The sequence below is a fragment of the Pseudoalteromonas sp. Of11M-6 genome (assembly GCF_022347905.1).
Classification (GTDB): domain Bacteria; phylum Pseudomonadota; class Gammaproteobacteria; order Enterobacterales; family Alteromonadaceae; genus Pseudoalteromonas.
The window spans coordinates 12,267-25,333 of record NZ_JAKRFW010000008.1; the positions used below are offsets into that span (position 1 = coordinate 12,267).

At 43.9% G+C, this 13,067-nt stretch carries 10 protein-coding genes; 3 read left to right on the forward strand and 7 right to left on the reverse strand.

The features are described 5' to 3' along the window. Window positions 1–182: 182 nt before the first annotated feature. Window positions 183–1,703 (forward strand): CYTH domain-containing protein, encoded by a 1,521-nt coding sequence (locus MHN32_RS05505; RefSeq protein ID WP_010605999.1) that lies wholly within the window; start codon window positions 183–185, stop codon window positions 1,701–1,703. A 110-nt stretch (window positions 1,704–1,813) separates the two neighbouring features. Continuing rightward, complete coding sequence (locus MHN32_RS05510) at window positions 1,814–2,659, forward strand: HDOD domain-containing protein (protein WP_239421141.1); 846 nt, start codon at window positions 1,814–1,816, stop codon at window positions 2,657–2,659. 64 nt (window positions 2,660–2,723) lie between these two features. Here MHN32_RS05510 and metK read toward each other — a convergent pair whose 3' ends face one another. Further along, window positions 2,724–3,875 carry a methionine adenosyltransferase gene (gene metK / locus MHN32_RS05515; RefSeq protein ID WP_010606001.1) on the reverse strand — a complete coding sequence of 384 codons (1,152 nt, stop codon included), beginning with the start codon at window positions 3,873–3,875 and terminating at the stop codon, window positions 2,724–2,726. Window positions 3,876–4,135: 260 nt separating this feature from the next. On the opposite strand from metK, the gene tkt reads away from it, so the two are divergent. Then, entirely contained in the window at window positions 4,136–6,130 is a 1,995-nt protein-coding gene (gene tkt / locus MHN32_RS05520; protein WP_239421142.1) for a transketolase, read from the forward strand. 113 nt (window positions 6,131–6,243) lie between these two features. On the opposite strand, the gene MHN32_RS05525 is transcribed toward tkt, so the two are convergent. The 6 genes from MHN32_RS05525 to surA all read right to left on the reverse strand — a co-directional run bounded on the left by MHN32_RS05525 (window position 6,244) and on the right by surA (window position 13,057). Beyond that, window positions 6,244–8,259, reverse strand: a complete 2,016-nt coding sequence (locus tag MHN32_RS05525; RefSeq protein ID WP_239421143.1) for a methyl-accepting chemotaxis protein — start codon at window positions 8,257–8,259, stop codon at window positions 6,244–6,246. A 434-nt stretch (window positions 8,260–8,693) separates the two neighbouring features. Next, entirely contained in the window at window positions 8,694–9,491 is a 798-nt protein-coding gene (locus MHN32_RS05530; protein ID WP_239421144.1) for a symmetrical bis(5'-nucleosyl)-tetraphosphatase, read from the reverse strand. A 99-nt stretch (window positions 9,492–9,590) separates the two neighbouring features. After that, window positions 9,591–9,980: a Co2+/Mg2+ efflux protein ApaG gene (apaG, locus tag MHN32_RS05535; RefSeq protein WP_010606005.1), complete on the reverse strand. Its 390-nt coding sequence runs from the start codon at window positions 9,978–9,980 to the stop codon at window positions 9,591–9,593. Beyond that, entirely contained in the window at window positions 9,964–10,770 is an 807-nt protein-coding gene (gene rsmA, locus MHN32_RS05540; RefSeq protein WP_010606006.1) for a 16S rRNA (adenine(1518)-N(6)/adenine(1519)-N(6))-dimethyltransferase RsmA, read from the reverse strand. The genes apaG and rsmA overlap by 17 nt, the downstream gene beginning before the upstream one ends. Continuing rightward, on the reverse strand, window positions 10,767–11,759 hold the full coding sequence (pdxA, locus tag MHN32_RS05545; RefSeq protein WP_174169782.1) for a 4-hydroxythreonine-4-phosphate dehydrogenase PdxA: 993 nt from the start codon (window positions 11,757–11,759) through the stop codon (window positions 10,767–10,769). The genes rsmA and pdxA overlap by 4 nt, the downstream gene beginning before the upstream one ends. 5 nt (window positions 11,760–11,764) lie before the next feature. Further along, window positions 11,765–13,057 (reverse strand): peptidylprolyl isomerase SurA, encoded by a 1,293-nt coding sequence (gene surA, locus MHN32_RS05550; protein ID WP_010606008.1) that lies wholly within the window; start codon window positions 13,055–13,057, stop codon window positions 11,765–11,767. Window positions 13,058–13,067 lie beyond the last annotated feature (10 nt).

Sequence of the window (13,067 nt, forward strand, 5' to 3'; positions counted from 1 at the left end):
ATTGCAGCATTTAATGCAATGATTCGGTGTTATTAATCCGTTGACGTTCAGCGAAATTAGCCCGACTATCTATTGATTTGGCGCATATTTGGTGCACTTCTCATCGGATAAAAAGATTGCAAACTTAGCCTCCTTTGTATATTTTGATCCTCCCTTAGACAAATAGGTAAAACACTGCCCTAATGGACACTGAAATAGAACTGAAATTTTTGGTTTCAGATAATGAAGTTCCGCTGATCCCTGCACTCATCACACAGTTTGCAAAAACGGTCACTAACAAGCCTGCTAAAAACTTAACTAACGCCTACTTTGACACGCCAAATCGTGAATTGCGTGCGCTAGATATCGGTCTAAGAACGCGTTGTTGCAATGATGAATGCGAGCAAACGATTAAGCTTGCGGGAGAAGTTGTAGGAGGGTTACATCAACGACCTGAGTACAATTTACCTATTCAATCAGGACGTCCTGACTTGTTAGCGTTTGACGCGAATATTTGGCCTCACGGCATGCAACTTGAGTCTATCGCAGAAAACATATTCCCGATCTTCAGTACAAATTTCATTCGTCGAACTTGGTTAATCGAAACGGATTCAGGAACCAAAATCGAAGTCGTGTTGGATAAAGGGGAAATAGCAGCCCAAGGGAAGATGGAGCCAATCAATGAGCTTGAAATAGAGCTGATTGAGGGAAACAAAGAAGATCTTTTCTTATTAGCCGATCACCTAATTAAACAAGCTGGTATGCGTTTGGGACTTTACTCAAAGGCCGCCAGAGGGTATCGAATTGCCGATGATAAGCCTCTAAAACCAAATAAGTTTATAGGGTTTGTACCGCTCAAATCTCAGGTAACGCAAGAACAAGCGCTAATTGCGACAGTCAGTTATGGTATTCAGTTCGTCCAGAAGCATGAGCAGTGTTATTTTAATAAACCAAGTCTCAAGACATTAAAACGTGTTATTGATGGAGTCTCGCTTATCCGCCACGCGTTTTGGTTGTTCGATGACATCGTTGATAAAAGCTCGACTGAGAGTATTCGTAACGAATTAAAATGGTTGTTGTCAGAACTTGCTTGGGTCGAAAATGCAATTCATTTAAAAACCTACACCTCAAAGCGCCATGCTTATCATAAGAAACTTAATCAGTTTCCTGAATTGGCGCAGGTCATTACCGATCTGCAAGATGTTCAGCCAACACCGACGGACATTGAAGATTTATTTCATTGCACCCGCTATAACCGTTTGATCCTTTCACTTACTCGCTGGCTGGTTGATAGAGCGTGGCGTAAAAACTGGGATCAAAAAGCACTGAGTGCAGCAGAGCTACCGGTCACAGAAATCGCAAGCCAATTATTTGATAAAGACTGGCAAGAGCTGAAAAACTTGCTTCCACAGGATAAATCGCTTTCTGAAAAAGATTATTTACATGTCAGAATAAAGCTAGAAAATACGCTGCTAAGCGGTAACTGTCTGGGTAAGCTTTACGATAAAGAAGCGCGCAAAGCGTTTAGAACGCCTTGGATTGATATCGTTTATGGTATTTATGAGCTAGAAACACTGGCGTACTTATATCAGCTTTGCCAAAGCCAAAACGCAGACGAGCTGCAAGAAGTGCAGGCATGGCTTAAGCAAAAATCAGACTTTTTGATAAGTGCTATGGAGCAAAGTCGACAATCTTCCATGCATAGCGAACCATATTGGTTCTAACCAGATTAAGCGGGGTTTTATCCCGCTTTTTTGTACCACTTCATTACAATCAATACTGCAAATATCAGGCGATGAACTAAACTTGGGTGTATCAATTCTGAGGTAGCCCAATGATCGATATAGACGATAAAGTGCTGAATGATTTGCGCGGCGGATTTAACTTACCTGCTAAGCCTGAAATATTACAAGCCTTACAAAATGAACTATCACAACCGGAGCCTGAATTATTTACCGTGGCGGATATTATTGCGGCAGATGTTGGTGCGTCTGCAGCGGTATTAAAGGTAATTAATTCACCGGCTTATGGTCTTGCCCGTACAATCACAGATATAAAACAAGCTGTGATGTTTTTGGGCGTTACCTGTATTACGCAGCTAGTGACTGGGTATTTGCTTAAAAATGCGTTTGAGCAGTCAAAGTGCTGTATTTCACTGCAGCAGTTTTGGGATAATGCTGCGGATATTTCAAAAGCGGCGATGGTGGTTGGACATCATTTGAAGGCGTCATTACCCATGGAGAATTTGCAGCTGCTCGGACTGTTTCATGATGCCGGGATCCCAGCAATGGCCGTAAAATATCCTGACTACGCTGAGGTAATAAAGCAGTCTATAGAGCGACCTGAGCAAACGCTTATTTACTACGAGCAGCAAAAGTATCCAGTGCCTCACACTGTGATAGGCTACTTTCTTGCGACGTCTTGGCACTTACCTAAAGAAATATGCCAGATGATTTTGCGCCACCATGACGTTAGCTATCTTGAAGAGCAAAAAGATGCGCAGCATGTGCAAACCTTTGCGGCACTTAAACTGGCTGAAAACCTCTGTTTTGAAGCAAAACACTTTAGAAGCGCAGCAGATTGGTATCTATTTAAAGATAAGGTGATGATTGAGCTTAATTTGCATGAAGATGAGTATCAAAACTTAAAAGATGATGTCGATGAAGTATTTATCGGATAGGGGATTATCCACAGGCATTAAAAAAGGCGCACTTGGCGCCTTTTTTACTTTTTGCTGCAGGGGATTATAGGCCTGCAGCCGCACGTAGTGCGTCAGCTTTATCTGTTGCTTCCCAAGGGAACTCTTCACGACCAAAGTGGCCGTAAGCAGCAGTAGGCTGATAAATTGGACGCTCAAGGTCTAGCATAGTGATTAGACCGTAAGGGCGTAAGTCGAAGTGCTCGCGGATAAGTTCGATCAAACGCGACTCATCAAGCTTAGCTGTACCGAAAGTTTCTACGCTGATAGAAGTAGGCTCAGCAACACCGATTGCGTAAGACACTTGGATCTCACACTTGTCAGCAAGGCCAGCGGCAACAATGTTCTTTGCAACGTAACGCGCTGCGTAAGCTGCAGAACGGTCAACTTTTGATGGATCTTTACCTGAGAATGCACCACCACCGTGACGTGCCATACCGCCGTATGTATCTACAATGATTTTACGACCAGTTAGACCACAGTCACCCATAGGACCACCGATAACGAAACGGCCAGTTGGGTTGATGAAGAACTTAGTTGCTTCAGTGATAAGCTCTGCAGGTAGTGTAGGCTTGATGATAGTTTCCATCACCGCTTCTACAAGGTCAGCTTGTGATACCGAATCACAGTGCTGTGTAGATAATACGACCGCGTCGATACCTACTGCTTTACCGTTTTCGTACGCGAATGTTACCTGAGACTTAGCGTCTGGACGTAACCAAGGTAGCGTGCCGTCTTTACGAACTTGCGCTTGGCGTTGAACTAGACGGTGTGAGTAAGTGATAGGCGCAGGCATAAGTACGTCAGTTTCGTTACACGCGTAACCAAACATTAGGCCTTGGTCACCAGCACCTTGCTCTTCTGGACGAGTACGGTCAACACCTTGGTTGATATCAGGTGATTGTTTACCAATGGTGTTAAGGATTGCACATGAATCAGCGTCAAAGCCCATGTCTGAATGTGTGTAACCAATTTCACGCACGGTCTTACGAGTTAATTCCTCGATATCAACCCAAGCGCTAGTCGTGATTTCACCACCAACCATAACCATACCGGTTTTAACGTAAGTTTCACACGCAACACGTGCTTTTGGATCTTGCTCAAGGATGGCATCTAGAACCGCATCAGAGATCTGATCGGCGATTTTATCCGGATGACCCTCAGAAACAGATTCAGAAGTAAATAAATGTTTAGCCATTGTATTTATGCTCACAAATATTGCGCTTCACAAACATCAGGAACAGCGCGAAAAATTAAGGGGCGTATTCTAACCAAAAAACCTAGGCATTGACTAGTTATTTTACGCCTAGACGTCCAAAATTGTGCAAACTTTTTTAATGGTCGGAAAAAGTCCGTCTGTACCCGTTTTTTTATGGCCTTTGCCGTTGCAGTTAGCCATGTAAATAAGTAAGAATGGGCTCAAACCCCCGCGAAACACATTTAAAGGTAGGAGAATTCATGCCATCTCGCAAAGAACTTGCTAATGCAATTCGCGTTCTTTCCATGGACGCTGTACAAAAGGCCAAGTCTGGCCACCCTGGAGCCCCTATGGGCATGGCGGACATCGCAGAAGTACTTTGGCGCGATTTTTTAAAGCACAACCCAAGTAATCCTGAGTGGTTCGACAGAGATCGCTTTGTATTATCAAACGGTCACGGCTCGATGTTAATTTATTCATTGTTGCATTTGTCGGGTTATGACTTATCAATTGATGACATCAAAAACTTCCGTCAGCTACACTCAAAAACACCAGGCCATCCAGAATATGGTTATGCGCCGGGTATTGAAACGACTACAGGCCCATTAGGCCAGGGTATTACTAATGCGGTAGGTATGGCGATTGCTGAAAAAGCATTGGCTGCACAGTTTAACCGTGAAGATTACGACATCGTTAATCACTATACCTATGCATTTTTAGGTGATGGCTGTTTGATGGAAGGTATCTCACACGAAGCTTGTTCACTTGCGGGTACCCTTGGTCTTGGCAAACTGATTGCATTTTGGGATGACAACGGTATTTCAATCGACGGTGAAGTTGAAGGTTGGTTTAGCGACGATACTCCAAAACGTTTTGAGTCTTATGGCTGGCATGTTATTGCCGGTGTTGATGGCCACGATAGCGATGCGATTAAAGCCGCAATCGAAGCGGCGCAAGCAGAGTCTGACAAGCCAACCCTTATTTGTTGTAAAACGGTTATCGGTTATGGTTCACCAAACAAGTCAGGTAGTCATGATTGTCACGGCGCACCGCTAGGTGAAGATGAAATCAAAGCAGCACGTGAATTCCTTGGTTGGGAACACGGCGCATTTGAAGTACCAGAAGATGTGTACGCAAAATGGGACGCAACAGCACGTGGTCAAAATCAACAAAGTGACTGGTTGATTAAGTTCACTGAATACCAAATGCATTATCCTGAGCTTGCTGCTGAATTTGAGCGTCGCATGAAAGGCGAGCTTCCAGCAAACTGGTCTGAGAAAACAGAAGCGTATATTGCAGAGCTTCAAGCGAATCCTGCAAACCCAGCAACTCGTAAAGCATCACAAAATGCATTGAATGCTTTTGGTCCAATTCTACCTGAGTTTATGGGTGGCTCTGCTGACCTTGCGGGTTCTAACTTAACACTTTGGGATCAATCTAAAGGCTTAACGGCAGAAGATGCCGCGGGTAACTATATCTTCTACGGTGTGCGTGAGTTTGGTATGTCTGCCATTATGAATGGTATTGCACTGCACAGAGGCTTTATCCCTTACGGTGCGACATTCCTAATGTTTATGGAATACGCGCGTAATGCGGTACGTATGGCTGCATTGATGAAGCAAAGAAGTATTTTTGTGTATACTCATGATTCAATCGGTCTTGGTGAAGATGGTCCAACACACCAACCAGTAGAACAAATGGCGAACTTACGTACTACGCCAAACCTTGCGAGCTGGCGTCCATGTGACCAAGTTGAGTCAGCAGTTGCTTGGCAGCAAGCGGTTGAACGCGCTGATGGTCCATCTGCACTTGTATTTACCCGTCAAGGTCTTGCGCAGCAGCCACGTACGGCTGAGCAAGTTGCAGCAATTAAGCAAGGTGGTTATGTACTATCTTGTGACGGTGAGCCTGAAATCATCCTTATTGCCACAGGCTCTGAAGTGCAACTTGCGGTTGAGTCTGCGGATAAGCTTCGTGCAGAAGGTAAAAAGGTACGTGTTGTTTCTATGCCTTCGACTGACATTTTTGATGCGCAATCTCCTGCATATAAAGAAAGCGTACTACCAAGCTCAGTAACACGTCGCATCGCTATCGAAGCGGGTATTGAGGACTTCTGGTACAAATATGTAGGCCTAAATGGTGCTATCGTTGGTATGACAACGTTTGGTGAGTCAGCGCCTGCTGATGAGCTATTCAAGCTATTTGGCTTTACGGTAGAAAATATCGTTGAGAAGGCAAACGCATTGTTTGCATAATCAAAGAAAAGAAACAAAAAACCCATGCGATGCATGGGTTTTTTTATGCTAGGTGGTTTGGCTAAAACCTAAAGCTTTGAGATTGCTTCCTGCTCAAAGCTCAGGTTAGAAAGTTAAACCTTAAACTGCTCTACCGATAAGCGTAACTCTTCGGCGAGTTTAGCAACCTCAGAACTAGAGATTGAGGTCTGGCTTGCGCCTTCAGCTGTTTGCTCTGCGATTGTTACAATCGATTCCAAACGTTCACTAATTTCCTGTGCCACCTGCTGTTGCTCATTCGCCGCGTTTGCAATCTCTTCACTCACATCATGGGCCTGAGAAACGGCTGCAGTGATAGAGTTTAATGCTTCATTAGCAAGGTCGCTCTGATTTACGCACGACTCCGCCTGCTGCTTGCCTTTTGACATTGCGCCTACCGCTTCTTCGGCACCGGCTTGTAAGGATTCAATCATTGCTTGAATTTCTTGAGTCGACTCTTGAGTTTTACTTGCAAGCGAGCGTACTTCGTCTGCCACTACAGCGAAGCCACGACCTTGTTCACCCGCACGCGCAGCTTCGATTGCAGCGTTTAGTGCAAGGAGATTCGTTTGCTCGGCAATGCCACGGATAACATCCAAAATACTGCCTATCGACGCGCTGTCTTGGTGTAGTTTGTTAATCACGCGAGAGGCTTCATCCACTTCCCTTGCGAGTTGCTCAATAGTGTGTTTGTTCTCATGTGAGATGCCTTTAACACGCTCCGCTTCTTTATCAGCATTTTTAATTTCCTGTAGTGCTTGATGTGCGCTGTTGCTTACACCGTGAGACGTGCTACTCATCTCAGTTGTAGCGGTAGCTGCTTGCTCTACCTGTGCCTGCTGATTCTTAATTGCTTGGCTGGATTCCGTAGTGATAGTCGATGTTTCTTCGGACGCTGCAGCAAGCTGCGTCGAACGAGAAATAATGCCAGTGATAAGTTCACGTAAGCTAGAGATTAGGGTGTTACAGCTTCTAGATAATTCACCAAACTCATCTTTTGCTGTGTCATCTAAGCGCTGTGTCATATCGCCACTGGCGACAATGTTTAAGACTCGATTTACTTCCGATAGCGGTTTTGTGATACGACTAACGGTAATGTAGGCAACACCGACGGCCATTAACGTTGCTACTATCATACCAATCCAAGTCCATAGGTTTGCTGTGCCTACATCGGCACGTACGCCTTGTTGTAAGTTAAAGGCGACTTGGCTCGCTTCAGAGAGTAAATCATCTAGCTGAGATAGGGCTGCTTTTGTGGTTTTTTCTGCATTGGTTAGTTCTTTACGTGTCTCGGCTATCGCATTGATCAAGCGTTTTTGATTTTCCGTGATGCTGTTGCTGCCAGTAACTGCATCTTTCAAATTAGTGTAATAGCCTTCGAGATCAGCAAACAAACTACTATCAAGCGCGCTAACGGGGCCACGCATCAAATCAATATTGCGACCTAGCTCTTCAACGAGGTAGCTTTGATCCCTACTTACGATTTCCAGTGTATTGATGTCTTTAACAGTAACAATATCATTGGCGCTAGTCACAACAGAAGAAAAGTTATTTTCTAAGTTATTTGCAGCTTGAAAAGCACGTTTGTCAGCATCTTCTAAGCCATCCAAATCAATGATATCAACCGTCACCATAGTCGCATCTTCTGCGGCAACATCGATAGTAGATAACTGCTCTTTTAATTTGTCCCGTAACGAAAGCTCAGTTGTTTTCTCGTTTACCAAGCTGTTCATGGCTTTTACGAACGCATCATAACTTTTGCCAACATCACGACTGCTTGAGGCCAATTTATTATTAGCGGCAACGACCTGTTGCAGCTCTGAATAGGTTTTGTCGAAGATCTTCTGGCGCTCTTTAAATTGCTGTTTTAGCGTCGCCAGTTCAGTCTCTGAACGCGCGTAAAAACTTCCCTGAGCCATTTTGCTCATTAAAGTAAACTCTACTTGCAGCGCAGAGCTTTTAGAGAGTGCTGGTAAAGACAGGTTATTAACCTGTTGAGTTGAGTTGTCAATGTTTGCAATTCTTAATAAAGAATTGCCCCCGATAAGAAGAAGCAACAAGGTGATGGTAATAAAACCACCCCAAATACGTTGGCTAACAGTCAAATTCATAGCTGTCCTACAAAATTTACAAAGCAATACGGATACTTATCGGATTTATTGCGGATAAGTTAAGTATTTTATAGCAGATGTGACAAAAAAATTCAGTAAAAAAGGTCGGATTACAAAAAATAGCAGCTCAACGGATAAAAAGTATAAGCTTCACGTTTTCTTCGAGTGTAGCTTAGTTTTGTAAAAATTAAAGTGGGTGATTACCCTAGATTCGACTTAGGAAAGTTAAATAACCTGAGCTTCGGATAATTAATGCTTTTCTAGCAGCCAGTTTTAGCGCTAACTGCGTTGAATTCACTTCCAATAGCCAGCTATTGGTGCGTAAATTCGCCTGGTTATCCCCAAAACTCTCTGGCTAGATAAGGAAATAATTTAATGTGATTTTAAAAACAACGAGTTAGCTCATTTCTTATCCAAACCTCAGGTTAAATAGCTTAATTGTGCTGGTACTTTTCACCACTGTCGATATTTATCATCGTCATAGGACCTCCCCACACGCAGCCAGTGTCTAAGGCTATAATATTTTTCTTGTTGGTTTCGCCTTCCAAAGCAGCCCAGTGGCCGAAAAGTAGGGTAGTGTCGGCTGGTGTTTGGCTGAGCTCAAACCACGGAGTGAGACCAGCCGCATCTTTTAGGCCAGATTTGTTCTTAAGATCCAGTTCGCCATTTTGTTTTAGAAAGCGCATTCGAGTGAAGACGTTAACAATGGCTTTAAATTTATCTTGTTCACTGAGCTTGTTGAGCTCAAGTCCTGGGTGAGCACCGTACATATTGGCGTAAAACTCAGGGGCTTTTGTTGATTGATAAATGGTTTCGGCAAAGCGTGCATATTCTAGCGCTTGCGTAATATTCCAGCTTGGATGAATACCTGCATGAGAAATAAAAGTTTGCTGTGTTTCAAGCCAAATAGCCAGCGGCTGTGCACGTAATAAGTCAGCATATTTTTGGCATTTAGGGCTGGCAAAAACCGCATCTAATTTATCTTTTGGGTTCGGAGCGACACCCAAAGCAAGACATGCTAAAAAGTGGAGATCGTGATTGCCAAGTGTAATGCTAATAGAGCCTGAGTGTTGATAGAGAAACTCTAGGCAAGCAAGTGAATCGGGTCCTCTGGCGATGATGTCACCGACAAAGTATAAATGGTCTTGGCTTGGGTTAAAGTTGACTTGATCGAGTAGCCCGATGAGTGGAGTGAAGCAGCCTTGCAAGTCTCCAATTGCGTATTTTGCCATTTATTACCTGTGGTTTTTTATAACTCAATGTTTTTATTCTGATGTCTAGCATGTATGAGGAACGCGGGGTAAGCCCGCTTCCGCAAAATAAAAATGGTATTAATGCAAAATATTTGGACAGGAAAGTCTAAATACATTGATTGGCGCTTTAAACTCAGTGCCAAACTCATTACGCATTAAATAAAACCCTTCCATCGTACCAACGGGAGTATCGAGCACCGCGCCGCTGGTGTACTGATAGCTCTCGCCAGGACGAATAGTGGGCTGCTCACCAACGACACCTTCACCTTCGACTTCAGTCTCTTTGCCATTAGCGTCGGTAATGAGCCAATAGCGGCTATGTAGCTTGGCATTACATAAGCTATGGTTTTTGATGGTAATTGTATAGGCAAACACATATTTATCCTTTTCAGGCTGTGATTGCGCTTCAACGTAAAAGGTCTCCACCGATACTTTGATAGGTGAGCCAATATTAGTTTGAGTTGTCATATATCCAATTTGCAATTTCAATAAACTGGTTAAGCGACAGGTTTTCAGCGCGAAGTGTAGGGTCGATACCTAAGTTTCGCAGCTGCTCTTCGGTTAACAGGTTCGATAAGCTATTTCTTAGTGTCTTACGACGTTGGTTGAACGCTTCTAAACAAACAGTGTTCAAAAGCTTAGTGCTCTTAGCTGTACGTTGCGACGGATCTTTTGGGATCAATCGAACAACGGCCGAGTCAACTTTAGGTGCTGGTTTAAAGCAATGTGGTGGCACTTCGATCACAGGAATAGCGTGACAATAGTACTGCGTCATGACGCTTAAGCGACCAAAGGCCTTGCTGCCTGGGCCTGCAACCATACGGTTAACCACTTCTTTTTGCAGCATAAAGTGCATATGCTCGACCTGATCTGCAAACTCAAATAAGTGAAATAGCAAAGGGGTTGATACGTTGTAAGGTAAGTTACCAAAGATCTTCAGTTTTTCCCCTTCTTTGATTAAAGAAGAGAAGTCAAACTTCATCGCGTCGCCTTGGTGAACCGTTAATTTAGGTCCCAAGAATGGGTGATGGATCAAGCGCTCGGCAAGATCTTTATCGAGTTCTACAACGGTTAGGTGGCCACTTAAATCACAAACAGGTTCAGTGATAGCACCTAAACCAGGACCGATTTCAACCAGATTGTCTTCAGGTTTTGGGTCGATAGCAGTTACTATCTTGTCGATAATATTGTTGTCATTTAAGAAGTTTTGACCAAAGCGTTTACGCGCTCTGTGTCCGAGATGTACTTTATCTGTCATGCATTCTGTGCTTTTTTGGTTGCGAGCTTAATTGCTTCGCGGATCGCTAATTCAAAACTACCCACTTCAACATCACCAGAGCCGGCTAAATCAAGCGCTGTACCGTGATCAACCGATGTGCGAACAAAGGGCAACCCTAGGGTGATGTTTACTGAGTTTCCAAAACCTTTATATTTTAACACAGGTAAGCCCTGATCGTGATACATTGCAAGCACAGCATCAGCATTATCTAAATATTTAGCTTGGAAAAGGGTGTCAGCTGGCAGCGGTCCAACTAAGTTCATGCCTTGTTTATTCAGCATTTCCAGCGTTGGCTCAATGGTTTCTATTTCTTCACGACCAAGATGACCACTTTCTCCAGCATGCGGATTTAATCCACAAACTAATACCCTTGGTTGTTCAATACCAAACTTGGTTTGTAGGTCGTGATGTAAAATATGAATGACTTTGCTGAGACGCTCAGGCGTAATTGCCTTTGATACGTACGCCAGTGGGATATGCGTAGTTACTAGCGCTACACGCAGCCCTTCGGTTGCGAGTAGCATTACGACATCAGCGGTATCAGACTGTTGTGCAAAGTACTCAGTATGGCCGCTAAACGAGATCCCAGCTTGGTTAATAATGCCTTTATGAACAGGACCCGTGACTACCGCTGCAAATGTCCCATCCATATTCTTTTCAGAGGCAATGCGCAAGGTTTCGAGCACATAATGGCCATTGGCTTCATCTAATTGACCAGCGACCACTTCAGCACCTTTGTCTACTTGAAGGTAGTAAATGGCACCAGCAGGTGCCGCTTCAGGCGCAGCTTCGCTGTCAAATGGCAGCAACTTGATTTGCTCACCGAGTTCTTTGGCGCGTTTTTCTAGAATACTTTTATCAGCCACCGCAACCAACTGAGCAGGCCATGCGTGCTGAGCCAGTTTGATAACAAGATCTGGGCCAATACCTGCAGGCTCACCCGGTGTAATTGCGATTCTGAGTGTCATAGCCGTTATTCCGCTTCGATAATTTCAATATGCGCTTGGTCACGCATTTCTTTAATCCATTTAAAGCTTTCTTCTTTAAATTTACGGTTAAACAACAGACGGTGTGCGCGATTTAACTTGGCTTGTTCTGTTTTATCGGCTACGCGTTTATCTAGCAGTTGTACAATATGCCAGCCAAATGTACTTCTAAATGGTTCACTGATCTGATCTTTTTCTAGCGACAACAGAGTGTCTCTAAACGCAGGTACGTATGTAGTTGGATCTGTCCAATCGTACTCACCACCTTTAAGTGCAGAGCCTGGATCTTCAGAATATTCTTTAGCCAGCGCTGCAAAGTCAGCGGTACCTGCGCGCAAGTCTTTTACAAAGCCAGTTAGCATTGAGCGTGCTTTTTCTTCACTTAGGATAATAGACGGCTTGATTAAGATATGACGTGAACGCACCTCAACAGTTTCAACGACTTCACGACCACGAATATCTTGTACTTTTAGAATGTGGAAACCTGCACCTGAGCGCAGTGGACCAACTATGTCGTCTTTTTTCGCACCTTTTATGGCCTCAGCGAATAAGGTTGGCATTTCGTTAATTCCCATCCAGCCTAATTGACCACCATCGAGCGCTTTTGAGCCGCTAGAAGAAGCAATTGCGATGCGCTTGAACTCTTTACCTTCGTTCAAAAACTTAATCACGTTATCAGCGCGCTCACGAGCGTCTTCAATTTCTTCTGGAGTCGCTTTATTTGGGATCTTAATCAAGATATGGCCGATATCATACTCTTCCGAGTTACCCGTTTGCTCACTCAATATTTTTTGCAGGTTAGTAACCTCTTGAGGGCTAATATAAATACGGCGGTCAACACTGGCACGGCGCACTTGGCTTGTGGTTATTTCTTTACGGATCTCTTCTCGGTATGCCGGGAAGCTTTCGCCGCTAGCTTCAACTGAGCGACGTAAATCAGCGATAGTACCACCTTGGTCTTGGGCAATATTCGCAATGGTCTGATCCAATTGAGCATCTGAAATTTGCATACCCATACGGTCACCCAGTTGCAACATTAAAGATTGCTCAATGAGTTTATCGATGGCTTGTAAGCGTAATGTTCTATCGCTAGGAAGTTCGGTACCTTGCTGCTCAGCCTGTTCTTTTACACGATTTATTATTTGATCGACTTCGCTTTGTAAAATTACACCATCATTTACTGTGGCAACAACTGTATCTAGCTTTACACGCTCAGCATGTGCTTGAGTAAACAGGCCTGCACTTAAGGAGGCCACTAATAACAACTTTTTTAAATTCATACGGCTTTCT